Origin of the sequence: Psychrobacter sp. NG27, from assembly GCF_016106655.1 — a bacterium.
GTDB lineage: Bacteria > Pseudomonadota > Gammaproteobacteria > Pseudomonadales > Moraxellaceae > Psychrobacter.
This window is the reverse complement of record NZ_JADGIN010000009.1, coordinates 45,341-71,058: the sequence shown is the minus strand read 5'-3', so window position 1 is coordinate 71,058 and position 25,718 is coordinate 45,341. Positions and strand designations below refer to the sequence as shown.

Annotated in this window: 23 protein-coding genes; 11 read left to right on the top strand and 12 right to left on the bottom strand. The window is 44.1% G+C overall.

The window, feature by feature from the left end:
- Nucleotides 1-35: 35 nt before the first annotated feature.
- On the top strand, nt 36-1,433 hold the full coding sequence (locus IP485_RS12165) for a nicotinate phosphoribosyltransferase (protein WP_198327428.1): 1,398 nt from the start codon (nt 36-38) through the stop codon (nt 1,431-1,433).
- Nucleotides 1,427-2,248: an SGNH/GDSL hydrolase family protein gene (locus IP485_RS12160; RefSeq protein WP_198327427.1), complete on the top strand. Its 822-nt coding sequence runs from the start codon at nt 1,427-1,429 to the stop codon at nt 2,246-2,248. Before IP485_RS12165 ends, IP485_RS12160 begins: the two co-directional genes overlap by 7 nt.
- Nucleotides 2,249-2,365: 117 nt before the next feature.
- Here the strand turns inward: IP485_RS12160 and IP485_RS12155 are convergent, their stop codons facing one another.
- A complete protein-coding gene (locus IP485_RS12155; protein WP_194365264.1) occupies nt 2,366-2,644 on the bottom strand; it encodes a type B 50S ribosomal protein L31 in 279 nt (92 codons plus the stop codon).
- Nucleotides 2,645-3,446: 802 nt separating this feature from the next.
- Here IP485_RS12155 and IP485_RS13890 point away from each other — a divergent pair.
- On the top strand, nt 3,447-3,581 hold the full coding sequence (locus IP485_RS13890; RefSeq protein WP_265090949.1) for a hypothetical protein: 135 nt from the start codon (nt 3,447-3,449) through the stop codon (nt 3,579-3,581).
- Nucleotides 3,582-3,692: 111 nt separating this feature from the next.
- On the top strand, nt 3,693-4,538 hold the full coding sequence (locus tag IP485_RS12150) for a peptidogalycan biosysnthesis protein (protein WP_198327426.1): 846 nt from the start codon (nt 3,693-3,695) through the stop codon (nt 4,536-4,538).
- Between the two features lie 138 nt (nt 4,539-4,676).
- Here the strand turns inward: IP485_RS12150 and IP485_RS12145 are convergent, their stop codons facing one another.
- Nucleotides 4,677-5,111 (bottom strand): hypothetical protein, encoded by a 435-nt coding sequence (locus tag IP485_RS12145; RefSeq protein WP_198327425.1) that lies wholly within the window; start codon nt 5,109-5,111, stop codon nt 4,677-4,679.
- 561 nt (nt 5,112-5,672) lie between these two features.
- Between IP485_RS12145 and IP485_RS12140 the strand changes: the two genes are divergently transcribed.
- On the top strand, nt 5,673-7,289 hold the full coding sequence (locus tag IP485_RS12140) for an FAD-dependent oxidoreductase (protein WP_265090948.1): 1,617 nt from the start codon (nt 5,673-5,675) through the stop codon (nt 7,287-7,289).
- Nucleotides 7,290-7,455: 166 nt separating this feature from the next.
- On the opposite strand, the gene IP485_RS12135 is transcribed toward IP485_RS12140, so the two are convergent.
- On the bottom strand, nt 7,456-8,139 hold the full coding sequence (locus IP485_RS12135; RefSeq protein WP_198327424.1) for a TIGR00730 family Rossman fold protein: 684 nt from the start codon (nt 8,137-8,139) through the stop codon (nt 7,456-7,458).
- Nucleotides 8,140-8,444: 305 nt separating this feature from the next.
- Between IP485_RS12135 and IP485_RS12130 the strand changes: the two genes are divergently transcribed.
- Nucleotides 8,445-9,410, top strand: a complete 966-nt coding sequence (locus IP485_RS12130; RefSeq protein ID WP_265090947.1) for an alpha/beta fold hydrolase — start codon at nt 8,445-8,447, stop codon at nt 9,408-9,410.
- A 36-nt stretch (nt 9,411-9,446) separates the two neighbouring features.
- On the opposite strand, the gene IP485_RS12125 is transcribed toward IP485_RS12130, so the two are convergent.
- A complete protein-coding gene (locus tag IP485_RS12125; protein ID WP_198327423.1) occupies nt 9,447-10,166 on the bottom strand; it encodes a putative quorum-sensing-regulated virulence factor in 720 nt (239 codons plus the stop codon).
- A 197-nt stretch (nt 10,167-10,363) separates the two neighbouring features.
- Here IP485_RS12125 and IP485_RS12120 point away from each other — a divergent pair, with 197 nt between their 5' ends.
- Complete coding sequence (locus IP485_RS12120; RefSeq protein WP_198327422.1) at nt 10,364-10,954, top strand: M23 family metallopeptidase; 591 nt, start codon at nt 10,364-10,366, stop codon at nt 10,952-10,954.
- An 85-nt stretch (nt 10,955-11,039) separates the two neighbouring features.
- Here IP485_RS12120 and phoR read toward each other — a convergent pair whose 3' ends face one another.
- The 3 genes from phoR to dtd all read right to left on the bottom strand — a co-directional run bounded on the left by phoR (nt 11,040) and on the right by dtd (nt 13,573).
- The gene (gene phoR / locus IP485_RS12115) at nt 11,040-12,128 is read right to left on the bottom strand and encodes a phosphate regulon sensor histidine kinase PhoR (RefSeq protein ID WP_198327421.1); all 1,089 of its coding nucleotides are present in this window, start codon (nt 12,126-12,128) and stop codon (nt 11,040-11,042) included.
- A gap of 176 nt (nt 12,129-12,304) precedes the next feature.
- Nucleotides 12,305-13,009 carry a phosphate regulon transcriptional regulator PhoB gene (phoB, locus tag IP485_RS12110; protein ID WP_194365256.1) on the bottom strand — a complete coding sequence of 235 codons (705 nt, stop codon included), beginning with the start codon at nt 13,007-13,009 and terminating at the stop codon, nt 12,305-12,307.
- Nucleotides 13,010-13,120: 111 nt separating this feature from the next.
- Nucleotides 13,121-13,573, bottom strand: coding sequence for a D-aminoacyl-tRNA deacylase (gene dtd, locus IP485_RS12105; RefSeq protein WP_198327420.1), 453 nt, complete (start codon nt 13,571-13,573; stop codon nt 13,121-13,123).
- 275 nt (nt 13,574-13,848) lie between these two features.
- Between dtd and asd the strand changes: the two genes are divergently transcribed.
- Nucleotides 13,849-14,682, top strand: coding sequence for an archaetidylserine decarboxylase (asd, locus tag IP485_RS12100; RefSeq protein WP_198327419.1), 834 nt, complete (start codon nt 13,849-13,851; stop codon nt 14,680-14,682).
- 97 nt (nt 14,683-14,779) lie between these two features.
- Here asd and IP485_RS12095 read toward each other — a convergent pair whose 3' ends face one another.
- The 4 genes from IP485_RS12095 to fadB form a co-directional block, all read right to left on the bottom strand.
- Nucleotides 14,780-15,409, bottom strand: a complete 630-nt coding sequence (locus IP485_RS12095; protein WP_198327418.1) for an HD domain-containing protein — start codon at nt 15,407-15,409, stop codon at nt 14,780-14,782.
- Between the two features lie 153 nt (nt 15,410-15,562).
- Nucleotides 15,563-16,138 (bottom strand): isochorismatase family protein, encoded by a 576-nt coding sequence (locus IP485_RS12090; RefSeq protein WP_198327417.1) that lies wholly within the window; start codon nt 16,136-16,138, stop codon nt 15,563-15,565.
- 304 nt (nt 16,139-16,442) lie between these two features.
- Nucleotides 16,443-17,615, bottom strand: coding sequence for an acetyl-CoA C-acyltransferase FadA (gene fadA / locus IP485_RS12085; protein ID WP_197177824.1), 1,173 nt, complete (start codon nt 17,613-17,615; stop codon nt 16,443-16,445).
- A 231-nt stretch (nt 17,616-17,846) separates the two neighbouring features.
- Nucleotides 17,847-20,006 carry a fatty acid oxidation complex subunit alpha FadB gene (fadB, locus tag IP485_RS12080; protein ID WP_198327416.1) on the bottom strand — a complete coding sequence of 720 codons (2,160 nt, stop codon included), beginning with the start codon at nt 20,004-20,006 and terminating at the stop codon, nt 17,847-17,849.
- Between the two features lie 728 nt (nt 20,007-20,734).
- Here fadB and IP485_RS12075 point away from each other — a divergent pair.
- The 3 genes from IP485_RS12075 (at nt 20,735) to IP485_RS12065 (ending at nt 23,969) form a co-directional block, all read left to right on the top strand.
- Complete coding sequence (locus IP485_RS12075) at nt 20,735-21,814, top strand: polyprenyl synthetase family protein (RefSeq protein ID WP_198327415.1); 1,080 nt, start codon at nt 20,735-20,737, stop codon at nt 21,812-21,814.
- Nucleotides 21,815-21,885: 71 nt separating this feature from the next.
- The gene (locus IP485_RS12070) at nt 21,886-22,704 is read left to right on the top strand and encodes a DUF72 domain-containing protein (RefSeq protein ID WP_198327414.1); all 819 of its coding nucleotides are present in this window, start codon (nt 21,886-21,888) and stop codon (nt 22,702-22,704) included.
- A 95-nt stretch (nt 22,705-22,799) separates the two neighbouring features.
- Nucleotides 22,800-23,969, top strand: coding sequence for a metal-dependent hydrolase (locus IP485_RS12065; RefSeq protein WP_198327413.1), 1,170 nt, complete (start codon nt 22,800-22,802; stop codon nt 23,967-23,969).
- A 305-nt stretch (nt 23,970-24,274) separates the two neighbouring features.
- Here the strand turns inward: IP485_RS12065 and putP are convergent, their stop codons facing one another.
- Nucleotides 24,275-25,711, bottom strand: coding sequence for a sodium/proline symporter PutP (gene putP / locus IP485_RS12060; protein WP_198327412.1), 1,437 nt, complete (start codon nt 25,709-25,711; stop codon nt 24,275-24,277).
- Nucleotides 25,712-25,718: the final 7 nt, after the last annotated feature.

The window sequence follows — 25,718 nt, the reverse complement described above, 5'->3', positions numbered from 1 at the left end:
GCAGGGACGGCATCTCAAAGCAGAGGAGTTCTGTGATGTACACCAGCAACCTAAACAACCTAATCTTAAACAGCGACAGCTATAAAACCTCACATTGGGTGCAATACCCAAGCGGTAGTGAATATCTGTCAAGCTACATCGAAGCGCGTAAAGGCGACTATGATGTGGTGTTTTTTGGCCTTCAAGCCTTTATCAAAGAATACCTAAGCACGCCTATCACTCATCAAGATATCGATGAGGCTGAAATGGTCATTCAAGCACACGGCTTGACATTCAACCGAGCAGGCTGGGAGCATCTGGTCGATAAACATGACGGCTACTTGCCACTACGCATCGAGGCCGTCGCCGAAGGCAGCATCGTGCCCGTATCTAACGTGGTCTGTCAGATTACCAATACTGATCCTGAGTTCTATTGGCTGCCAAGCTATATCGAAACGGCGCTACTACGTGCGATTTGGTACCCATCGACGGTCGCTAGCGTCTCTCGCTACTGTAAAGACATCATCCGTCAGGCGTTAGAGAAATCAGCAGACAACACAGAATCGCTGCCCTTTCGCCTGCATGATTTTGGCGCGCGCGGTGCCTCAAGCCAAGAGAGTGTGGCAATCGGTAGCTTGGCACATTTGGTCAACTTTGCTGGTACGGATTCGATGACCGCGCTGGTTGCTGCCAGTCGTTGGTATCAGATGGGTAAAGACATGCCAGCATTCTCTATTCCAGCAGCTGAGCACAGCACCATGACAGCATGGGGACGTGACGGAGAGACTGCTGCATTTGCCAATATGATTGAACAGTTTGGCGGCACGGACAAAGCGTTTTCGGTCGTCTCTGACAGCTATGACTTATGGAACGCGATTGATAATATCTGGGGCGATACCTTAAAAGAAGATGTCAAAAACATGGGTGGTACGCTGGTCATCAGGCCAGACAGTGGTGAGCCTACCAAAGTGGTCCGCGAAGCATTAGAGCGTCTAGCGGTGAAGTTTGGCACGACTATAAACAGTAAGGGCTATAAAGTACTGCCCGATTATGTGCGTATTATCCAAGGGGATGGTATCAGTGCACAAAGCTTGAGCAATATCATTGATGTGGTCATGAAAGCAGGCTTTAGCGCAGAAAACGTGACATTTGGCATGGGCGGCGGACTGCTACAGCAAGTCAACCGCGACACCATGAGTTGGGCGATGAAGTCGAGCGCTATCTGTATCGATGGTGTATGGAAAGATATCTACAAAGACCCTATTACCAGTCGCTCAAAGCGTTCGAAAAAAGGACGATTGGCACTAGTAAAAGACGATAGCGGCCAACTCAAAACCATCAAGCAGCAAGAGATAAGCGATGTGGCGGACAACCTATTGCGTGATGTCTATATCGATGGCCAACTGTTGATTGACGACAGCCTCACGACTATCAGGGAACGTGCAGGATGGTAGATACCAGCAAACTAACTTCTGTTGCAAGAGATGTCTTACTTGCCCCTGTGTATTTTTATCAGGGCCGTAAGATTAAACGTGATACGGTTCGCCTGCCTGAGCCAAACGGTGAGCGGCACGGAATAGTTGAGTTGAGTTGCTCAAGCAATAGCGTATCGGCTGATCGCAAGCAAACGCTTAACCTAATGGTCGTGGGCGACTCAGCAGCAGCCGGTGTTGGCAGTCAAACGCAGCAAGAAGCGCTGGTCGGCAAGCTCATTCCTATATTGGCAGATAACGAGCATATTCAATCTAACTTTGCTCAGCTGAACTGGTCGCTGCAAGCGACGACTGGCCATACCAGCTTTGATATTTTGCGTCGGCTTTATATTTTACCTGCCCCCGCATATCCTATCGATGTGATGTTACTGAGTGTGGGCGTCAATGACACCACCGCTAATGTCTCTATTTACAAATGGCAACAGCGCATTGAAGACATTATTGCTATTACTCAACGTAAATTTGGCGTACGTGAGCTGATTTTTTTGAGCTTACCGCCGATGGCACAAATGCCTGCCATACCTGCACCACTGAATAGTTTTGTGGGTGCAAAAGCGTCAATACTGGACGGTATATTGCAGCGAGTCTGCTTAGCTCATGACGGGGTGACTTATATGGCAACTGACTTTAGCCGTATGATGGAAGAGCACGCCAATGGATCACCGATTGATATCACGGTCATGTTTGCCAGCGATGGCTTTCATCCTAGCAGTCTGATGTATGGCTACTGGGCGCAGCAGGTAGCAGAGACCACTGTTCAGTTATTGGCATCATAGACTACCTAAATTTTGATGCCACTCATTCTCAAGCCGTCACTTTAAAAACAAAAAAACCGCTGAATAATCAGCGGTTTTTTATTGCTTAGCAAAATACATTTACACCATGAGTGTAAATTATTCAGCAGCGTCTGCAGCTTTCTTGCTACGGCCACCAAAAGCGCCAAAGCGTTTGTTGAAGCTTGCAACACGGCCTTCAGTAGAGCTCTTACGTTGCTCGCCTGTGTAGAACGGATGCGACGCACTTGAGATATCAAGTGGGTAGTACGGATATTCTGTACCTTCGTATTCACGAGTCGTTTTGGTTTTAACAGTTGAACGAGTCAAAAAGAACACGTCAGCGTTAGTGTCATGGAACAAAACTTCTTGGTAATTAGGATGGATATCTTTACGCATAATATACTCTCTAGGTCCGATGTATGTACAACGTCTAAATACAGCACCATTGATGATGTATCAAACAAATAACGACATACGTAACTGAGGCACTAAGGACATTACAAGTATGGCAACTGCATCACTGGCTTATTCCAGCACCCAATACCACGCTTCTGCTCGCTTAGCCTTTCCCCAGCGGGAAAATTAAACCGCGATTTTAACGGTTTTTAGCGCTCAACGCAAGCCGTAGTTGTCATACACATGGGTGATAAGTGATCACTAATCAGATGAGTCCATCGAGATAAAACCTAGATGTTAGTACAACTGTTTTTTTATTTATATTGAATAATAAGCAACTTAATTTTAAATAAATTACATGGCTACCAGTTTACTCCTAGCGCTTATCTATCAGCTGTTACTCATATATTTGGTCAATGGTCAGGCAGTTATGTTAACTCTACTTACCAATGCTCTAATCGTTGTATTGAATATTTACTGAAATCCATTGAACCTTATAAGAATATATTCATAGTAAAAACGATCATAAAGGCGTTATTAGTCAGCATAAACGGTGAATGAGTACAAAAGAGAACAAAGTGAGTCCAACCGTCCTCTAACGCTAGTATCTTTCAATCAAAGCAAAAAGGCAGCCCTACTATATAGGCTGATTTTTATGTTCTACAAATACTCCTACACTCTAATCTTTATATTCATTATTTAACATAAAAGGTTTTTATATACTTGAAGGCTTCATAATTTGTTGTTATATTTATATATACGGATTTACGAATATATAACGCAAGACTGAGGGAGCAGCAACGTGGATACAGTTCAAGTAGATTTTATAGCGATAGATACCGACTGGGACAAAAAGGTCTCAAACCACCATTTTGATATATATCATTTATCTGGTTGGATTCATGCCTCAGCGACTGTTGATAAAGGCAAACCCTAAGGAGTCATTGCCCATTATAAAAACAAAGAAGTGCTGTTACCTATCATCATAAGAGACATCGACTCGATATCTTGGGAAGCCACTTCTACTTATGGTTATGGTGGTCCTTTAATGGATAAAACTTTCACGGATGCCGAAATAGACACAGTCCTCGATGAGATTAGAGCCTTTCTTTTTGAAGCAGGCTGCGTCTCTCTGTTTATGAGGCTACACCCAATCATCAATAAGGAATGGATTCCTACGGTAGGCAAAGCACTGACCCATGGTCTAACCTTGATGTCTGATCTGAGTAAGTCTGAAGAAGAACACTGGAGTGAGACTCAAAATCGACATCGTAGAGGTATCAAAAAAGCATTAAAGATGGATGTCGTGACAAAAACAGAGTATCTAACCAAACAAAATGCAATGATGTTTTCGAGCATTTATAAAGAGACGATGTTACACGTCAAGGCGAGCGACTATTACTTTTTTGATGATGATTATTTTTTCAACCTGCTTGAGCATCTGCAAGATAAGATACTCTTGATAACGGCTTATCAAGACAATAAAGCAATCGGCTCTTCTATCTATACGATTTGTGAAGAATCTGGCATTATGCAGTTTCACCTTTGCGGTACACTCAACGCCTACACTCACCTGCAACCATCCAAACTCATTACTCATGTAGCACGAGATTGGGGTCGAGAGAGCGGCTATAAGGTATTACATCTTGGTGGCGGTGTCGGCTCTAATCTAGACTCTTTGTATGAATACAAGAAAGGATTCAGCTCTCAAGAATTAATCTTTAAGACTTACAGACTCGTCGTCAATGCAGAAAAATATTCAGATTTAGTAGCAGATATCTGGTTTACCGAAAGTGATTTATGCTCTGATTTCTTTCCTTTGTATAGAAAAGAACCTACGAAAGAAGAAGTGCTTGAAATCGATCAAGCAGAATCCTTGGCAACCATATCGTAGTAGAGATAACGCTTGTACTGCCATGAGTACTCAATAAGACAACGATCACATTTTAAATCTAAATAAAAAAGCAGCCCCATGATAGGGGCTGCTTTTTTTGTCTCAATATAATGCTATTAGATATTACTTGAGCATATATTACTTGCTTGGAACAACATGCCAAACACCAAACTTGTCATCGCCGTTTTTGTCACCGACCTTTGTATCATTGGCATAGAAATATAACGGTTTACCATTCATTGCCCACTGATATTTACCGTCTTCACGCTTGACTGCCGCAAACTGGCCAGATGCTTTTGCATTGCTTGGTGCCATGAAGGTCGGCCAAGCAACTTGGCAAGCCGCACCGCAATCTGACTTGTTCATTGAATCTTTATCAAACGTATAAAGCGTCATATGGTTGGTCGCATCAACCAATATGCCGTTTTTGCTAGTGACTGGCGCGGTATTATTGCTGGTCGCTTGGACTTCATGCGTGCCAGACATGTCACTACCAACCGCATTCTTTAATGTTGTACAGCCTGTTACTGCCAATACGCCTGTTAATGCCGATAACATCATGATATTTTTCATAGTAACATCCCTGTCGTTTTAATAGTTGTAATAATAAATTTTGTGATTTTTTGATTTAGATATTTTTTAAATCAAACTATATTGAAAGCAAGCCTTAGGCCTTACTCAAGCGAGACAAATATAGCATATAGTTCTAGGCTATTTAGATCATCAATATGTAAACTTACAAAAGTGGCTAGAGCTTACAAAACGAGTAAACAATAAGCTTTTTGGCTACAGAAAACAGACCTTACCATGCTTTTCATATTGTCCATTTCTACTGTCTCACTGATGCTCATCTACGTATGTAGCGTCAGGAGCTTAATACTTCGTTGACAAAAATCATGCATCCCCTTACGTATTTGCCATCATATTATCTGTAGTTATTCGTAAAATAGTCTTATAGAAATCTTATAGAAATGAAGCACGACTACACAATGGATAGATTACTCACAGATAGTGTGCCCACTTCCGCTCATACATGAATGTTGAACTTAGCGACCTTCGCACGCATATCAATAGCTATAAGACATTTAACGACTACACCGAGCATAGCCTGATGCAAATGCTACTAAGGATACAATGACGACAATGACTCAGTCTTCTAATAAAAATCGCGCTCACTCTGGCAACCAAGACGCTGCTTTTGATGTCCTGTCTTACGGCGCCAAAAATAACACTCCTACCAAACGTGTTGGCATTTTGGGTGGCGGCACTGCGGGGGCAACGATTGCTATTCGCCTTGCAGCACTAGGTCTTGAAACCCATTTGTTTGAGAAGAAAAAATCCCTTATCGATGGCCCGCCCATGTGTCATTTGCATGCTGGTGGTAATTTGTATCGAGAAATACCTGATGAAGATTGCGTGGCACTGCTCAAACAGTGTATCGATATACTACGCCTCTACCCTTGTACTATCGATGTTCGTCCAACTGTATTTGCGGTGCCGACACGCGACGAAGGGTTGCCTGAGGACTTGCTGCCGCGTTTGGATATTTTGACAGATGCTTACCGCGAGCTGATTGAGCAAGATAGTAACAATAAGGTGTTAGGCGACCCTGAAGATTACTATCAGCTCTATAGTCATGAGCAATTGATCGAGCTGTCTGAGCGTGAGCAAGTTGCCGTGCCAAGTACGGTTGATGAATGGATGATACCGGTTGCCAGATATTTGGACTTAAATAAGGTTAAGTTTCCACTGATTGTCGTACAAGAATATGGCTGGAACATTTTCCGCTTGGCAGCCTCTGCGCAATTGGCGTTAAAAGAGTACGATCATGCACATGTTTTTACCGATACGACTGTACAAAAAGTAGTGCCGGTAGATTGCGAGAACTGTACCAACGCTGACCACCATGTCACCAAATGGCGTATCGATTATCAACAAGCTAATGCCTCTCAGACTGAGTCTGTCGAAGTAGATTATTTGGTCAATGCTTGTGGTTTTCGTACAGGTGTCATTGATGATATGGTCGGCGTTGAAGTCACGCGTATGGTTGAGTTCAAATCCTCTTATGTCACGCACTGGGGTGATGCAGGCGGACAGATACCAGAGATTATCGTCTATGGTCAACGAGGTACGCCAGAAGGAATGGCACAGCTCACTCCTTATCCTGGCGGCTACTTTCAGATTCATGGCATGAGTAAGGCCATTACCCTCTTTAATGATGGTTTAGTGGCATCTAACACTGATAGCGCTCAGCCCAAGCTACCGCAGCAATATGTGCATTATATCGAAGATGGCTGGGACAAAGCACCTCTACAGGCACGTAGCCAGCAAGCGATTGAGTATATTGCTGAGTTCGTACCGACATTTAACAGTGCCCGTACGGTAGGTAATGCGCTATACGGTGGGCAGCAAATTCCTGGACAAGATGATACGTTGCGAGTCGCTGATGTGAGTTTGTATTCAAATATACGCTACGCTCGTGCAGAAAATGTCAAAGCATCCTCAACCTTAATCGCGGCGGATCAAATCGTCAACGAGCTAACGGAGCTGGGCTTAATAAGCAACGACACACCGATGAATCATAGTCGTTATGCACATGAGTGGGCATATCTCGCACACAATGATAGCTTAGCGGTTGATAAAGTTGCACGTATACTCGCTGAGCAGCGTGGGTTCCCAATAGCGATGGCAGATGTCAATCACAGCATCTGTGGAGCGGTGTTGGACGATTTATCACCTGCTGATGTATAGCCGTTATCATGTATTGCTAAGGTTTTTTGAGATTTTGATAGCCACAGAAAAATAGCCATAAAAAAGGAGCAGACGACCATGATTTGGTTATCTGCTCCTTTTTTTACTAGCACTCAATACTGTTGAGCCCACTATTACCGCTGTAGATTAATAGTGTTGATATGGCCTAGCTATTACTACCAGCCATTTTTTTTGTATCTATAGCATCATCGATAGTCACTACTGTCTGTAGGATATCGATCGCCTCGCCAATCGTGTTACAAACCACTAAGCGATCAAGGTCTTGCTGCTTCATAAAACCTTGCTCGGTGGTATGTTTTAGATGCTCAATCAGTTTGTCATAAAACCCATTAATATTGAGAATAATCATTGGTTTTTCGTGCTGATACAGCTGACGCCACGTGGCGATTTCCATGATTTCTTCTAACGTACCTAAGCCGCCTGGCAAGGTAATAAACGCATCGGCATATTCTGCCATGACTGTTTTACGCGTGTGCATGGTGTCTGTCAGGTGTAAACGTGTCAAATCTTTATGTGCGATTTCGTGTTTTAGCATAAAAGTCGGAATCACCCCAACCGCTTGTGCGCCGCCATCAATCACCCCATCTGCCACTGCACCCATCAGGCCAATACTAGCGCCGCCATAAACCAAGCCCATGCCACTATCAGCCAATGCTTGACCCAAATCACGCGCGGCTTTTTCATAAATATCACCATTGCCCAAACGCGAGCCACAATATACCGCAACTAAAGGCATGGTCAGCATTGACTTGTCTACCGCTTTTTCAATATTGCTAATATCTTGGCTAGTAATGACTTCATAAGTGTCGTTATCGATTTTCATTTGCATATAGTTTCCTTAATTTTTATATCAGGTGGTATTGAGTGCTTGTTATTAGTGAGGATCGTATACCGACCCCTTTAATTGATATTGTCATGCACATGATTCATGAGAGGGCACTCAGTCAAGTGTTACAAAACTTGGAAGTCATATTTGAGCGCCTGTCTCGCTAGCATTTATCTTAACATAAGCAATGCTACCACATAGTCACAACGATTTATCACTATGCAACGACTACATCTCCAAGATAGTTATTTATGGCTCATCGCAGTTCGATAACCCTTATCTACTCATAAAAAACCTAAGGTATCACAATGGATAATAATAGCGCTTCTTTGACTACAGAGCATTTAGATACTATGACTGACAGCCATCTGACTGGTCAAAACAATACTGATGATGCTGCCAATGTCGACACTTACTCACTAACCATCATGACCGACCGCAATCAGGCGTTGGCAGCCACTGTATATCGTCCAAGCGATGCGGTAAAGACAGCGATTATGATAGCTCCAGCCACAGGCATTAAACGCCAGTTTTATCATAACTTTGCGACTTACTTGGCAGAGCATGGATTTGGCGTGCTGACCTTTGATAACGAAGGTATCGGTGAATCGCTAACCACTGACTTGGCCAAATGTGATGCATCGCTGATTAGCTGGGGACGTCATGACATGCCAGCCGTATTAGACGCTTTGCAAGATGAGTTTGCAGATGCCGCTTATCATCTTATCGGTCATAGTGCGGGTGGTCAATTGATTGGTCTCATGCCCAATTATAATATGCTTGCCTCAGTATTTAACGTGGCCTGCTCATCAGGGCAAATCAAAAACATGGCCATGCCGTATAGAGCCAAAGCCATGTTTTTTATGGATGCGCTGATTCCTATTGCCAATTTAGCGCTGGGCTACACGCCTTCGGACAAAATGGGAATGGGTGAGCCATTGCCACGCGGTGTGGCTCGTCAGTGGCGTGAATGGTGCAATGGCGCAGGCTATATCAAGACCGCCTTTGACAAAAGCATACACACGCATTTCTATGATGAAATCAGCATGCCAGCATTATGGCTGGGCTTTAGCGATGATGATATCGCCAACAGTGAAAACATGGACGATATGATACGGGTATTCACGAGAATGCCCATAGAAAAACGCTTTTTAGATCCCAAGGATTTTGGGGTTCGTAGCATTGGTCATATGCGTTATTTTAGTAGCAAGACCAATGCAAAAGCGCCTGCACTGTGGCAGATGGCAGTTGATTGGTTGCGCAAAGGTGAATAGGATAGTGAAAGCTCAGGAGTTGTGAATGAGTTTTTATTACTCAGCATCTTTGGTTTTTTCTACTTCTATACGCTTGGTCAAAGCAGAATGTAGCGACGGCTGCATATTATGAATATTGCCTATCATCCATTTCACATAGCTGATGGGCACGTCTTTGATCGGCTTGCCTTTATGTTTGCCAAAGGGCATTTTACTTACAGGAGTCGCTTTATTGGAGATGGCATGTGCTGCCGCAAAGTCCGTCGGCGCAATCTCTAGGCGCGTACAACATGCCTGATAGAGCAGATAGCACATCCGTGCATCGCCAAGCGCGTCATGAGCAGCAATCGTCATTATACTCGCCTCGCCCTTACCCAGTAACTGATCGATACACTTGGACTGACCATAAGCACTCCATTCTGGAAAGGCGACGCGCGCGAGTCTCACGGTACAAATCAGCTTAGCAGATGGACTGCCAATCACGCGCCAATCAAAGCGTACATTATGTCCAATCAAATACGTTGGCAGCTCAAATTGATCCAATTCAAAACGCTCAAGACCAGCCACATCTGCATCAGTAATGCCATGCACTTTGATAACAATGGGCGATATCGAGCGACCACTATTGAAGTATTTCATCCACTCAAATCCAGTTGCCACATTGATAGTGGCAACTTGGATAGGTCTGGGATCACGGCCCTGATCTGTTTCAGTATCGATAATAAGTGCCGTTTCAGCCGTAGTAGCAGCGTCCGTATTGTTCAAAGCATCATTCATAAAATATTAGCCATCAGTAGCAGCCCTTGTCGCTCAACAGAAGCATTGAGTAGGTAAGATTATATTTACTGTACTTATGTTTAACCACAACTGTATTTATGGGGATAAAAACCATAGATAACAATGCGATACATACCTTTGTATATAGGGCTTTTATAATAGGGGCTCAGACAATGTCAAACAGATAAGAGACATCAATGCTAGCAGATGGGAAAAACCAACAACCCACGCCTTCTTTTTTCAGTCGTATACTAAGCGTACTGATTAAGGCCATTGTATTGCTGGGGCTGTTATTTGTCTTTGATAAGCTGCTGCCTAGTATCAGCCAACAGACCCAATCGTTTGTGGTTGCCAAGTGGCAGCAGCTAAGTCTATTGCAGCAAGAACTGCCGACAGAAAACAGCCTACCCAGTCCGCTACCAGAGCAAAATCTGACCGATACGTGGGGCGCGGCACGCAGCCAAGGGCGCTCGCATGAGGGTATTGATATTTTTGCAGCCCGAGGCACACCGATACAGTCGACGACACAAGGAATCGTGAGAAAAGTTGGTGAGAATACATTAGGCGGACGTGTGGTAGTGGTCGTTGGTCCTGGCGGCACAGGACATTACTATGCGCATTTAGAGGATTATGCTGATATCGCGCCCAATGACTGGGTTAATAAAGGCGATGTTATTGGTTACGTGGGTGATAGCGGTAACGCGAAAGGCACACCGCCCCATGTCCATTACGGCATTTATATCAATGGCAGCGCGGTCAATCCTTACCCGTTTTTGCAAAAAGACTAGAGTCTGCACTCACTCTGAGCATGACGCTCTAAATAGGTTGAGGTTAAGAATGGCTGAATTTAAATAATACCAGTTGAGCACAGTATTAATTTGTCGCAGCTGATCGTACATAAGCGTCTGGAAATACCACGCTAAACGTCGATCCTGCTCCTTCTATTGAGTCAATCTGCAAGTGCGCCTCATGTTGATGCAGGACGTGCTTCACGATAGCCAGCCCCAGCCCTGTACCACCTGTGGCACGGCTACGACCTTTATCGATACGGTAGAAGCGCTCTGTCAAACGGGCAATATGCTCTGGCGCAATACCCAGTCCATCATCTTCGACTGCGAATCGGCACCCATCCGATGTCCGCGTCCAGCTGATGGTGATATTGCCACCTTTTGGCGTATATTTAATCGCATTAATGACCAGATTAGACAAGGCACTGTTCAAGTACATCTCTGATCCATATAGGCCGTCATAGGTATCTATTTGCAAATGAATGGTGTGCTTGTATGCTTGGTTATAAGCCTGCGCATCATCATAGATATTGGTCAGCAGCTTGGTCATTTCTATATGGTTAAATTCATGCGTCTCTTCGATCTCGATCTTAGACAAGAGTAGCAGGTCATTGACGATTCGGTTCATGCGAGCAGTTTGCTGAGTCATCAGCTCAAAACCGCGACGCCAATGGGGCGGCATATCCGGCTGATCAGTGAAGTTCTCTAAATAGCCTGTCATCACTGTCAATGGCGTACGTAGTTCATGCGAGACATTAGCCACAAAATCTTGGCGCATTTGCTCTAAATGCTGCAAGCGAGTCACGTCATAAATAAACAACAGTTTCTCGTCACCGAAAGGCGTGAGCTCACACTTTAGATAACGACTGGGATCGCGCCATGACTCTATATGGATGCCATCGTTAGGTAGGGTTGTATCCTCGTAATACTGACGGAACGCAGGCACCGTAATAAAATCAAAAATACTCTGGCCTTTGTCCTCTGGCTGTAACGACAGTAAACTCTGCGCCGCTTGATTCCACCACTCTAGACCATCATCCTCATTGAGCAAAATCACCGCATCTCGTAGTGCTAACAGTGCGCTTCTGATTTTTTGTAATTGCGCTGCTGCATCTTGGTGAGCGATTGGTACTATGCTCTCTTGCTTATTTTTTGCTGGCGCTATCTTTTCCATGTCTCATCCTTACCACTATCCGCTATCTAGTATGACGGCGGCATATTTTATCCAAGAGTCACTATAGTCATTCCACTATAAAATTATTACTGCGTTAACCTCGCTTGAAGTATTTAATATACATCTACACTCGGTTGCCTTGTACTATTTTTAAATTAAATCGACTATATACGGGATTAACTTGGCTCAATAATACTAGAGAATCGATAGCCTGTACCGCGTACCGTTTGTATCAATGTATCACAGTCGTAAGGGCGCAGTAATTTGCGTAGGCGTTTGATATGCACATCGATGGTTCGATCTTCGATGTAGACGTTGCCGCCCCACACCTGATCAAGGAGCTGTGTTCGTGTATAGGCACGCTCTGGATGACTCATAAAAAATGCCAATAGGCGATATTCTGTTGGACCCACATCCACGATTTGACCAGCTGCTGTCACGCGCTGACTTTTGGTATCGAGACTCAGCTTCCCGATCTCTATTGGTTTATCACTACTGAGCGCACTACTGCGACGCAGCACTGCCTTTATTCTTGAAATCAATTCACGTGTCGAGAATGGCTTGGTCATATAGTCATCTGCACCCGCATCAAGGCCATGCACTTTACTATCTTCTTCGCTTTTTGCCGTCAACATAATGACAGGAATCTCAGAGAGCAATTCGTCGTTTTTGAGCATACGACAAAAATCAACGCCGCTCTTATCTCCAGGTAGCATCCAATCAAGCAAAATCAGTGACGGTCTGTGATCGACCACTTGCTGATGCGCCTCTGACACGTCAGCGGCTTGCAAGCTCTCAAACCCCGCCATTTCTAGCGTCATTACGACCATTTCCCGAATCGCTGGCTCATCTTCAACAATCAAAATTTGCTCATTATACATACGATATTCTCAGTGTTAGAGGGCACAATCTATTATGTAAAAGGTGATAGTCACTCACCAGTCTCTATCTATTAAACGGATTAATTATGACAGCTTCATGACACTTAACGCTTAGACATCGAGTAAAAAGTTTAGTGGCCCATCATTAACGCTCGACACTTGCATATCAGCGCCAAACTGACCTGTCGCCACGTTTAGATGCTGAGTCTTGGCATAAGCAACCAATTGTGAAAATAGCGCTTGAGCCATATCAGGTGCCATTGCCGCACCAAAGTCAGGACGACGGCCTTTGTCCGTCCTTGCCATCAACGTAAATTGCGAGACTAAGAGGAGGCCACCGCCGACTTGCTGGACGTTTTTATCCAGTTTACCAAATTTGGCAGGATCGTCATCATTTTCAAAGATACGATAGGTCAAAATCTTGTCAATCATACGCTGAGCAGTGGCAAAATTATCTTCATGACCTAAGCCAATATACGCCAATACCCCATGATCGATAGTACCAATACACTGCTCATCAACATCGACACTGGCGCGTTTTACCCGTTGTATAAGTGCTTTCATTTACTGAATCCTTAACAGATTATGCTCAGACAATAATATGCTGTCCATGATAAAATACTGACATTCACTTGCCTATTTATTAGGGCGTGTTTGATATTCACAAATAGGTACTGCTGATCGCTAAAACTGTTTCAGACAAGGCGTAAAACGACGGTAATGCTCATGCCTTGACTAGGTTTACAACGTAGTATGGAGCAATTTTAGCCACTGTCAGTGCCATGGTCGAATGTCCAACACGCCCTTATTACACTACATCCTATTTTGGTAGCTTTATTATGAATGTATTTACCACCTTACAACAGCTAGTACCGCAGCAAAAACTGAGTAAAGTCGCTGGACGTCTCGCTGCTAGTCGCCATCCTTATGTTAAGCGTACCTTTATCCGTAGCTTTGCCAAAGCTTATAATATCAGCTTGGACGAGTACGAGCGCCAAAGTCTCAATGCGTATGAGAGCTTCAATGACTTTTTTACCCGTGAATTAAGAGACGATGCGCGCACCATCGATGCCACTGCAAATGGCATTGTCAGTCCTGCTGACGGTATCATCTCTCAGCTTGGACAGATCGAAGATCACAAACTGCTACAGGCAAAAGGTCGTCACTATGATGTTGGCCAACTGCTTGCTGATAGCGAAGATGGCCATTATTTTGCTGATGGTAGCTTTGCGACTATCTACTTAGCACCTAGCAATTACCACCGTGTCCATATGCCGTTTTCTGGTACCTTGACCAAGACTCGCTACGTACCGGGTACGCTGTTTTCGGTCAATAATACTACGGCGGCTAACGTTCCAGACTTGTTTGCACGCAATGAGCGTCTGGTCTGTATGTTTGATACCAAATATGGCAAAGCTGCCGTGGTGATGGTTGGTGCGATGATCGTCGCTGGTATCGAAACGGTCGCAACTGGCAAAATTACTCGTACTGACGACATTCAAGAAGCCGATCATGACATGCAGTTTGCCGCAGGTGATGAGCTTGGACGCTTCTATCTAGGCTCAACTGCTATCGTAGTTTTGCCAAAAGCAGCAAAATCGGACTGGCTAGACAGCATGCAAGCCGATAGCATCGTACAAATGGGACAGTTACTCGGCACAGCCAACGCGTAATAAGCTTATAGTACTGATACCTATAAAAATAGAGCCCAGCCATGCATAACCTATTATGTATGGTTGGGCTTTTTTAGTTCAGTCAATCATATCCGTACTAGGCATCAATCAACCACCCTTGCTGGGTCGCATAGTCAATATTTTTTGACAGCCAATCATGAATAGGTGGAAAGCTGTCTTTGATAAAAGCAAGCGCGGCCGCCACTTGCGAACGCGTAACCTTAGCATCAACCCACGTTTTTCCCTCAGTATTGAGATTGAGTAAAAATGGCAATAATCGATCGACGACTCTGAGCAGCTGGCTCTCTTTACTATCGCCTGTCTCTTGCTCCTCCCAAACCGCGCTTAACTTCGCAATACCGTTACCCCTTTCTGCTTGCAATCGAGCTATACCTTCACGTTCTTCGATGTGTGCCTCGCTACGACTACTTGCGAATAAAAACGTATCCCCCGCATCAATCTCACCCAAGTCATGTACCAGTGCCATTTTAAGTAGTTTTTCATGACTGACATCTAGCTCAAACTGTTCAGCGATCGACCAGCATGCCATGGCCAAATGCCAAGAATGCTCGGCAGAGTTTTCATGGCGAGTCGTATTCGTCACATAGCTGCGACGATTGACACGTTTAAGCGCATCAAGTTCTAATAAGAAATGGGTGACATCATCTATGTCGATATTTGCAGCAGATTTTGAGTTGGTTAACGATATAGAACTGGTTTGTGACATTGATTTTCTCTGGTTATGAATTTTTTATACTTATAAACTTTATGCTGATGGGCTTTAACGATTAATAGTCTATGACAGTCATCAAAAAAAATAGCGCTTATTGTATCAAGCGCTATCGATTATGAGTTTGCAAATAAATGATTGTTTTATTATCTACTTAATCAGATTGCTAATGGTTTTGAACGCAGGGTCTTCACTGCTACGGCATAGCTCAAACAAAATGGTTTCAACCGTGGTAATCACTCCGCCAGCACGGCGAATACGGCGGATGGCTTGCTTTTTATCATAAGAAAAACGTGATCCAACGGCATCTCCAATGATGACTGGCTGCATACCATTATCCAGCAGATCAAGCGCGGTCTGTAGCACACAAACATGGGCTTCTACCCCAAATAACAAAACCACGCTACGGTTCTGCTGTGCCAGATGATTCCATGAGTCCTTGTTATCACAAGCGCTAAACGTGACTTTTTCAAAGCCCTTGGCGTTATTACCTTCTAATACTTCCCGTACCTCTGGCAAGGTATCACCCAGTCCTTTTTTATATTGCTCATTGAGCATAATGGGAATATTAAGTTCTTGCAGCCCTTTGATTAGAGTGACTGTTTTTTTGACGATATTTTCGTGATCATAGATATGCGGTGTTAGGCGTTCTTGTACATCGACGATCATCGCTTGGGTATCTTCACGAGCGATTCGATAAGTACGATCGGTAATCATAGTAGACATAGCACACTCCTTGTACTGACATTTATCATTAGAATCTATGTTAGCTCTATTGTTTATATTATCCCTATTAAGCCAACTCTTATTTAGTCACAGTTTCATGAATGCGTCAATGGAGATAATTTTTAATCATGATACATATGCTATTTTTGACCTCTTAAATCATTCATTGGCTAAGTATAGAGTTACCCATAAAAAAACCTCCAGCCATGATGACTAGAGGTTTTATTTATTAGCAAGTAGCTGCTTATTGCGTATTTAAATTATTGAGCATTCAAATAATTTTGTTCACATCAGTGAGACAATATTAAACACGCTCAATGATAGTAGCAATACCTTGGCCAAGACCGATACACATCGTTGCTAGACCGATTTCAGTATCCGACTGCTCCATTGCGTTTAGCAAGGTAACCGTGATACGAGCGCCTGAACACCCTAGTGGATGACCCAGTGCAATCGCACCGCCGTTGATGTTGACGATGTCTTGCTTGTCGGTCAAGTTCAACGCTTTCAGTACTGACAAGCCTTGAGCTGCAAATGCTTCGTTTAGCTCAATGGTTTGCATGTCACTGATGCTCATGCCAGCACGCTTAAGTGCTTTTTGGGTCGCAGGTACAGGACCATAACCCATGATAGCAGCATCACAACCAGCAACAGCCATACTACGAATACGAGCACGTGGCTTTAGACCTAGGTCTTTGGCTTTTTGTGCGCTCATGACTAGCATCGCAGATGCACCGTCAGACAATGCAGATGAGGTAGCCGCTGTTACCGTGCCGCCTTTTGGATCAAAGGCTGGGCGTAGCTTTTGCATTTGTTCCATCGTCGCATCTGGACGAATCACTTCATCAACCGTACACAGTTGCAGACGACCCGCAGCATCATGACCTTCGATACCGATGATTTCATTGTCAAAACGACCTTCGGTAGTCGCAGCCCATGCACGGCGATGTGACTCAAGACCGAAAGCATCTTGCTCTTCGCGAGTGATACCATTCATACGGCCCAGCATCTCAGCAGTCAAGCCCATCATGTTTGACGCTTTTGCATAATGCTTAGAAGCAGCAGGGTTTAGATCAACACCATGCATCATGCCGACGTGGCCCATATGCTCAACACCACCGATGATAAAGATATCACCTTGGTTGGTCATGATTTGCGCCGCAGCGGTATGTAGAGCCTGCATAGAAGAACCACACAGACGGTTGACCGTTTGGCCACCAGCCGTTTTTGGGATACCAGCTAGCAGGCCGATGTTGCGACCGATGTTTAGACCTTGCTCTAGCGTCTGGTTCACACAGCCCCAGATAATGTCTTCGATATCATTGGCATCAAAGTCATTACGTTCTACTAAGGCACGTACCAATTCAGCTGACATACTATCAGCACGTACATGGCGGAACATACCGTTTTTGGTTTTGCCCATTGCCGAGCGTACGCCATCTACGATGACCACATCTTTTGGACTTAAAGTTGTCATACTATCTTCCTTTTCAATTTTTATTATCAGTGTAGTCAGTTTATGTCAATGCTATGATTCATGCATCGGGCGTCAATCATTATGTTTCATGTATCTTGACGCTTGATGCCATTTATCAAATCTGACACAAACTGGCTAAAACAGTACGTCTACGTTTAGAAAATATCGAAATATCCATTACTATTTCTATTTTAGTAGACGTACCACACTTATCCTAATACGGTATGTTCATTAAGCGACTGAGTAAAAAGTCTCGCCAGCGGCTGCCATGTCGCGGATTCTTTGCGGCGCTTCATAGGCTTTGCCAAGGTATGCGTATTTTTCACACAATGCCAAGTAGTTCTCTAGACCCATTTGGTCAACATAACGGCAAGGGCCACCACGGAATGGTGGGAAACCTACGCCCATGATCATGGCCATGTCAGCTTCAGCAGGCGTGCTCACGATGTTGTCTTCTAGGCAGCGAACCGTTTCGTTGCAGAATGCAATCATGGTGCGGTCAATGATGGCTTGATCGTCAAACGTCTGCGTTTCGCTATCAGTCGTGGTTTTTAGCAGCTCATAAGTGGCTTCGTCAGCAACTTTCTTTGGCTTGCCGCGTTTGTCCATTTCATACTTATAAAAACCAACACCGTTTTTCTGACCTAGGCGTTTGTTTTCATATAAAAGCTCAATAGCACCTTTATAATCAGGCTTCATGCGATCAGGGAAACCATCTGCCATGACTTCTGCGCCATGAACACCTGTGTCTAAACCGACGACGTCGATTAGATATGCAGGACCCATTGGCCAGCCGAATTTTTCCATAACTTTATCGACATGAGCAAAGTCAGCGCCTTGTTTAAGTAGCAAGTCAAATGCACCAAAGTATGGGAACAGAACACGGTTCACGAGGAAACCTGGGCAGTCATTGACCACAACTGGCACTTTGCCCATTTTAGTTGCAAGAGCAACGGTGGTCGCAACCGCTTCTTCAGATGATTTTGCGCCACGGATAACTTCTACCAATGGCATACGATGTACTGGGTTAAAGAAATGCATACCGACGAAGTTTTCTGGACGCTCAAGCGCTTCAGCTAGGAAGGTAATAGAGATGGTCGAGGTGTTTGACGCTAGGATACAATCGTCTTTAACCAAGCCTTCTACTTCTTTTAGTACCGCACGCTTCACGTTTGGATTTTCTACAACTGCTTCGATAACGATGTCAGTCTCGCTAAAGTCACCATAGTTAAGTGTTGGACGGATACGGCTTAAGGTTTCGCCCATTTTTGCTGGGGTCATTTTGCCGCGATCGACCATTTTGCCTAGTAACTTGCTGGCTTCGCCCATACCAAGGTCTAATTGCTCAGACTTGATGTCTTTCATGATGATTGGCAAGCCTTTGCTGGCTGCCTGATAAGCGATACCGCCACCCATGATACCAGCACCTAGTACGGCGGCTTCATTGATTTCATGTGCTAATTTGCTATGCTGTTTTGCTAACTTTTTAACCAATTGATCGTTTAAGAACAAACCAACCAAGCTTTCTGCTTGTGGGGTTTTAGCCGCTTTTGCAAAACCAGCCGCTTCTACTTCGATCGCTTTATCACGTGGTAGGTTAACGTGTTTTTCAATGGCTTCGATCGCTAGCGCTGGTGCTGGATACTGCTTAGGATTGGCTTTGGCGAAGATAGCACCTTTGGCACTGTTGAATGCCATCGCTTGCTCAAGCTGGTTTAGCTTAACTGGAGACAGTTTTTCTTCACGTTTTGCTTTCCAATCAAGCTCACCTGAGACACATTTTTTGACCAAGTCAATCGCTGCATCTTGCAAGTCATCAGCTGGTACAGTCGCATCAACCAAACCTAGCTTTAATGCTGCTAGTGCCTTTTTAGGAGCGCCAGTCGCGATCAGCTCAAGCGCGTTGTCGATACCAATGATACGCGTACTACGAACCGTACCACCAAAACCTGGGAAGATGCCCAATTGGGTTTCTGGCAAACCGATAATCGCTTTGTCGCTCATGACACGGTATTCACAAACCAAGGTCATCTCACAACCGCCGCCCATCGCAGCGCCATTGATGGCAGCAACTTTCGGGAATGGCAGGTCTTCAAAACGATTGAAAGCGTCATTGACATGAACGACCCAATCTTTGATCTCGCTTTCTGATTTTTTGAAAGAACCCACAAATTCTGTGATGTCAGCACCAGCGATAAACACGCCTTTGGCTGAAGTAACGATAAGACCTTTTACGTCGTCCGCTTTTTCTAAAGCGGTGACCGCTTCACCAAACTGCTTATTGGTTTCGGCATCAAACTTGTTCACGCTCTCATTTTCGGCGTTGTACTGCATATTGGCGATGCCATCCTCTAGCATTGTCACCGTGATGCGATTTCCTTGGTATACCATGTGGAACTCCTTTCTATTATAACGAAAGCTACGTTTTGAATTAAAATAAATAGCCAGTTACTGTTAGTAAAATGGGTAATAGCACGGTGCGCTTGTCATGTTATAAAGACAAACATATAACGAGCGCACCAGTGAAGATGTCTTTATTATCCAGCGCTCATAATCATGCACTTATTTTGCGTCTCTTGCATGACATCATATGGCGCTTTGTTTATATACTATTGGTGCAGGTACCGATAAAAAGTACTGGCTGAGATACAACCTAACACCAATTACTGTCATTACCAGACCATTGCCACGCCAATTAGTGTAGGGGATTATGCCCCTTACTGTCACAAGCTAATGCCATACTCACAAGTCACTCTTAAATCACCTGTAAGCATTTACCTTATGCGCAAAGTGTTTTAGTGAATGTTTGTATACTCAAATCAAGCGTGGCACTGTCAGGCTTTGAGTAGATATCGTCTTGCAGCGCATAAATAATAGCAGCAACCATCAAACATACGCCTTTATCAGAACACATTCAATCTGTCAGTGAAATCAATGATAGGTAACGAGAGATTGTTGGAATATTACGGTCCCGAAAAACAGTCGCGAAAAACAATCGATTGATACTTTGTCACACATAAGCCATACGCTCTATCATGCTACACTAATGTCGTTTTTACCTTATCCCTAATAATTTTTACTGCATTCCTATAAACTGTATCCCTATAAATGGTTGGATTATGACTGTTTCTTCTACGCTAAACCCTACTCCTTTTGGCTTTATATCGTTTGATAATAATGAACAATTTCATAGCACGGTGCGCGAGCAATTGGCACAAGATATCGATGTGCTGTTTGCTTATGCCAAGCTCCCCAGCCCATTGTTGGATGCCTGCCGTTATGTGATGACTGGCCAAGGTAAATTGGTACGTCCACTGCTGGTCGCCAGCGCTTTCGCTAACGTGAATGATCATAGTGATAAGAATGTTGACAATAAGTTTGATAAAAACACTGCAGTCAGCGATGACTTAGCATCACTATTAGAAAATGACTCAGATTATGATATGGCGCGCCGTGCAGCGTTGGCAGTGGAGCTACTGCATACCTATTCGTTGGTGCATGATGATTTGCCCTGTATGGACGATGATGAGCTGCGCCGTGGTCAGCCGACGGCTCATATCGTCTTTGATGAAGCGACAGCACTGCTAGCAGGGGATGTGTTACAGACGCTCGCCTTTGAAGTATTGACCGCAGAGCTGCCTACCTTTGCGCCTTATGATTCAGATATCGCTAGCCAGCTATTCGCTATATTTGCGCCACGTGCCAGACGCATGGTCTCTGGTCAAATGCTGGATCTCAATGCAGAAGCCAGTGACAGCATCACACAAAGCGAATTGGAAGCCATTCACCGTGACAAAACAGGCGCATTGATTGAAGCGGCCATGCTCATGGGCGGCATCTGTGCTGGCGCGACGGCTCCGCAGCGCATGGCACTGCAAGAGTGTGCTCAATATATTGGTCTGGCCTTCCAAGTTCAAGACGATATTTTAGATGTGACGACTAGCACAGATACGCTGGGCAAACCTGCTGGCAGTGATGAAAAACTGGACAAGTCTACCTATGTAAAATTCATGGGTGTGGATCAGGCGACTGACTATGCACAATCGCTGTTTAATGACGGACGCGCCGCTATTATGCGTGAACTAAGTAGTGATGATTTGAGCAGTTATGAGCAAACGAATAGCACAGACAGTAATCCTAATACAGACAACGATGCCCTATTGGCATTGATTGAATGGCTATGGTCGCGTAAGAAATAGTCTAGCGAATAACCACTGAGTAAAAACAGCTCAACAAATTTTATTACTCAAAACGGCAGTGAGTGGTCAACATGGACAGTAACCCTACCCCGCGTATTTATCTTGGCACTGGTGGCTATAGCGATACCGACTTACTCGGTACGCTGTATCCTACTGGCACAAAAAAAACCGACTTTTTACGTGAATATGCCAAGCAATACGGTGCGGTGGAGATTAATAGCAGCTTCTATGCACCTATTGGGCAAAAAGCCTTTGCTGGTATGGTCAATAAAGCCTACGTGCAAGCTGACAGCCAGTTAAAATTTGCTGTCAAGCTGCATCAAGACTTTACTCATGCACGCAAAGGTACTGCCGAACATGCACAAGCATTTCTAAACGCCTTATCTCCGCTTATCGAAGCAAATGCTTTAGCGCCATTATTACTCCAGTTTCCGCATGGTTTTGATCGTACTCGTGAGCATCGTCTCTATCTGGCAGAGCTTGTCAGTTGGTTTCAAGATTATCCCTTAACCATTGAGTTTCGTCATAACGCTTGGCACACGCCGCAAGTGGTCGATAGCTTTCGGCAGCAAGGTCTCATTTGGTGTAGCGTTGATTACCCTAAGGTGCATGGCCTGCCACCGTCACGGTTGATATTTACCGAGCGCACTGGCTATCTGCGCATGCATGGCAATAACCTAAACTGGTGGGATGCGATGAGCGCAGCTGACCGTCATGATTATCGCTATAGCGAAGCTGAAATGCAGGACTGGGCGCAGGCAATTGCCAATCAGCGTCAGCACCTTGATACGCTCTATATCTTCTTTCAAAACACTACTAAAGCACATGCGTATTATAATATTGCGATGCTGCGTGAGGCATTATCCGCTCACCATTTTGATACTTTTTAAACCAAAAACTGTCTTGTGCGATAGTCAATCATTGCTCATACCTAAATTAGAAAGCAAATAAGCAATCAAATAAAAAAACATACAAGTAGATAACCATGGATTCACTCAGTCAGATTGTTTTAGGCGCTAGTGTGCAAGGTGCGGTACTGGGTAAATACCAAGGACGCAAAGCTTATCTGTACGGGGCAATGCTGGGTACTTTGCCTGATTTGGATGTACTAATACATTATCCTGATCCAATCAGCAATATGACCTATCACCGTGGTTTTAGTCATTCGCTAATCGTCCTCACGGCAGTGAGCATCGTGGGCGCATGGGCAATCAGTCGTTATCATGCATGGCGCAACTTGCCACTGCCTTACTCTACTGTGCGCTTGGCAACAGCCATGACGCTGGCGCTCACGACCCATCCAATTCTAGACAGCTTCACGGTCTATGGCACGCAATTACTGTGGCCGCTACAAGAGTCTTTAGCACTGACGCCTTTTAGTATTGCATCGATGTTCATCATCGATCCGCTATATACATTGCCACTGCTCATCGCCATGACTATAGGGCTGATAAAAGGAAGCAAGCTTGCTATCTTTAAAACTGGCATATTAGCTCATTGCCAACGGCTTGCCATTTGGATGCTGGTGATCAGTAGTGGTTATTTGATGCTCTCGTTAGGTCTAAAATATTACGCGCAAGACAAAGCTGAGCAAACATTGGCCGCTGCCAAAATAGACAATATAACCCGTATCAAAACCATGCCTGTGCTGCCTACTATCCTGATGTGGCGTACAGTCGCTGAGGACGATCAAAATAGACTGATTGAAATACGCGGTAGCGTTTTAGACAGTCGCTTGCCTGAGTATCGCTATCTGACGCAGTATGACAATTCGCAGACGCTACGCGCAAACCTGCCAATAGCGAGCCAGCCCTATACACAAAGGCTGGATTGGTTCTCTGGTGATTGGACAGGCTACCGAACGCAAACGATGCTTGATGACGCTGTTAAACCTAACAAACAAGACATCCAGTTGGTCGTTGATGACCTACGTATGATGGCAGGCGACACGGCGTTCTTTAGTTTTGTATTGGCAAATAAAACAGGACAAGAGTCGCCATGGCAATCTATTACGCTTATAGACGCGCCTATTGTCAAAGTTGACGGTGAACCTGAAGTATCGCGTATTGAATTGGTGAAACAAGGATTTGCGAGAGTGTTTGATGAGTCAGTTGTGGATAACGATGGTGATTGGATTGTGGTTGATGAGGATTAGTGCTGACCTTAAAACGTGCTAACAAGTCTCGCTTTGATAGTATGCGCGTTGATCCAAGCTGGGATCATGTAGGCGCTGAATCATTAAGTGTATACCGTAACGGTGAGCTAGTAGATATAGCTTTAGATAGCGGCCATTACCGTGACTATGTACGTGGTACTACATTATCATCGTACGATTACCAATTATGTCTAATTGAAGATGCATGTTATAACAACATTACGGTGTCATTTAATTAAGTAAACCACTACTCCTAAAATGACTTTAAGCCCAGCAATGCTGGACTTTTTTTATAAAGTTAACGCTTAACTAAGTTGTTGGTGTTTAGCACGATAGTTAGAAAATAATGTTATAAGAACTATAGTGATACTAGCCCCGATAAAACCAGGAACAACTCCAAACATATCGAATATACCTCCCTCTAATACTTCCCAAATTAGTGATGTTACTGCACCTATGATCATGCCCCATATTGCTGCTTGGCATGTCATAGACCGCCAGAACAAGCTAAATACAATAACAGGGCCGAATGCTGCGCCAAATCCACCCCAAGCAAAAGCAACCATACTCAACAGGGTTTTATCTGCCTTATTAAAAGCTAAGGCAAGACCTATTAAAGTAACGATTAATAGACCCATGCGTGCAACTAAAATAACTTCTTTATCATTCGCATTTTTCCGAAAGTAAGTTTTATATAAATCTTCAGAAATGGTTGTAGAGCAAATAAGTAATTGCGAATCTATAGTACTCATTATGGCCGCTAATATACCTGCAATGATAATTCCAGCAACAAATGGATGATAAAAGGCTTGGGCTAGTGCAATAAATACAGTTTCAGGGTCGCTAAGCTCACTTCCAAAATAGGCTGCGCCGAATACTCCTACTACTACAGCTGAAATCATTGTAATTGTAGACCATACCATGGCTATCTTTCGTGAAATTGCTACATCCTCTAAAGACCTAACACTCATAAATCTAACAAGTACATGGGGCTGGCCTACATAACCAATACACCAGCCACTAAAAGAAATCAGTCCAAATAGCCAGCCATCACTGGGTTCTAGCGCTTTAAATGTTAGTTTACTTAATACTTGAGATAACTCTGGACTCATTTCTGGTGTGTTAAATATAAAAAATAAACAAAGAGCGGTAATGAGTAGAGACAGAGACATCATTAGCCCTTGAAAAAAATCAGTCCAGCATACTGCTAAGTAACCTCCCATAAAGGTATATGAAACGATAACAATCGCACCAATGAATAAAGCGAGGTGATAATCTATATCAAAGACTCTTTCAAACAGCACCGCTCCACCACTTAGTCCCGCGCCTACATACAATGTAAAAAAGACGAGCATGACTAATGAAGCTATTAGCTGTAAGGTTTTTGAGTCCGTTTTAAACCGATTTTTAAGGTATTCAGGAATTGTTTGTGAATCATCTAATTCCTCAGTGGCAACACGTAGCTTGGGTGCTACGAGTTTCCAATTGAGGTAGACACCCATGAGTGTAAATACAACGATCCAAATAGCAGAAAGGCCAGTGGTAAATAATGCTCCAGGAAGCCCCATTAAAGCCCATCCGCTTAAATCGGAAGCACCAGAGCTTATAGCTGCAACACTGGGCGGTAAGTCTCGAGATCCTAAAATATAATCTGAGGAAGTACTGGTTTTACGGTAAAAGTAATAGCCAATACCTAACATAGCAAGCAGATATATAGCAAAAGCGCTGTATGTATAATTCATAGGTGTC

Coding starts and splice junctions, on each gene's coding strand:
- IP485_RS12075 (WP_198327415.1), top strand. CDS start 20,735: ATGACTGTTTCTTCTACGCTAAACCCTACTCCTTTTGGCTTTATATCG.
- IP485_RS12090 (WP_198327417.1), bottom strand. CDS start 16,138: ATGTCTACTATGATTACCGATCGTACTTATCGAATCGCTCGTGAAGAT.
- IP485_RS12140 (WP_265090948.1), top strand. CDS start 5,673: ATGACGACAATGACTCAGTCTTCTAATAAAAATCGCGCTCACTCTGGC.
- dtd (WP_198327420.1), bottom strand. CDS start 13,573: ATGAAAGCACTTATACAACGGGTAAAACGCGCCAGTGTCGATGTTGAT.
- IP485_RS12150 (WP_198327426.1), top strand. CDS start 3,693: ATGGATAAAACTTTCACGGATGCCGAAATAGACACAGTCCTCGATGAG.
- asd (WP_198327419.1), top strand. CDS start 13,849: ATGAATGTATTTACCACCTTACAACAGCTAGTACCGCAGCAAAAACTG.
- IP485_RS12095 (WP_198327418.1), bottom strand. CDS start 15,409: ATGTCACAAACCAGTTCTATATCGTTAACCAACTCAAAATCTGCTGCA.
- IP485_RS12130 (WP_265090947.1), top strand. CDS start 8,445: ATGGATAATAATAGCGCTTCTTTGACTACAGAGCATTTAGATACTATG.
- IP485_RS12065 (WP_198327413.1), top strand. CDS start 22,800: ATGGATTCACTCAGTCAGATTGTTTTAGGCGCTAGTGTGCAAGGTGCG.
- IP485_RS12120 (WP_198327422.1), top strand. CDS start 10,364: ATGCTAGCAGATGGGAAAAACCAACAACCCACGCCTTCTTTTTTCAGT.
- putP (WP_198327412.1), bottom strand. CDS start 25,711: ATGAATTATACATACAGCGCTTTTGCTATATATCTGCTTGCTATGTTA.
- IP485_RS12165 (WP_198327428.1), top strand. CDS start 36: ATGTACACCAGCAACCTAAACAACCTAATCTTAAACAGCGACAGCTAT.
- IP485_RS12135 (WP_198327424.1), bottom strand. CDS start 8,139: ATGCAAATGAAAATCGATAACGACACTTATGAAGTCATTACTAGCCAA.
- IP485_RS12160 (WP_198327427.1), top strand. CDS start 1,427: ATGGTAGATACCAGCAAACTAACTTCTGTTGCAAGAGATGTCTTACTT.
- phoR (WP_198327421.1), bottom strand. CDS start 12,128: ATGGAAAAGATAGCGCCAGCAAAAAATAAGCAAGAGAGCATAGTACCA.
- IP485_RS12070 (WP_198327414.1), top strand. CDS start 21,886: ATGGACAGTAACCCTACCCCGCGTATTTATCTTGGCACTGGTGGCTAT.
- IP485_RS12155 (WP_194365264.1), bottom strand. CDS start 2,644: ATGCGTAAAGATATCCATCCTAATTACCAAGAAGTTTTGTTCCATGAC.
- fadB (WP_198327416.1), bottom strand. CDS start 20,006: ATGGTATACCAAGGAAATCGCATCACGGTGACAATGCTAGAGGATGGC.
- IP485_RS12145 (WP_198327425.1), bottom strand. CDS start 5,111: ATGAAAAATATCATGATGTTATCGGCATTAACAGGCGTATTGGCAGTA.
- phoB (WP_194365256.1), bottom strand. CDS start 13,009: ATGTATAATGAGCAAATTTTGATTGTTGAAGATGAGCCAGCGATTCGG.
- fadA (WP_197177824.1), bottom strand. CDS start 17,615: ATGACAACTTTAAGTCCAAAAGATGTGGTCATCGTAGATGGCGTACGC.
- IP485_RS12125 (WP_198327423.1), bottom strand. CDS start 10,166: ATGAATGATGCTTTGAACAATACGGACGCTGCTACTACGGCTGAAACG.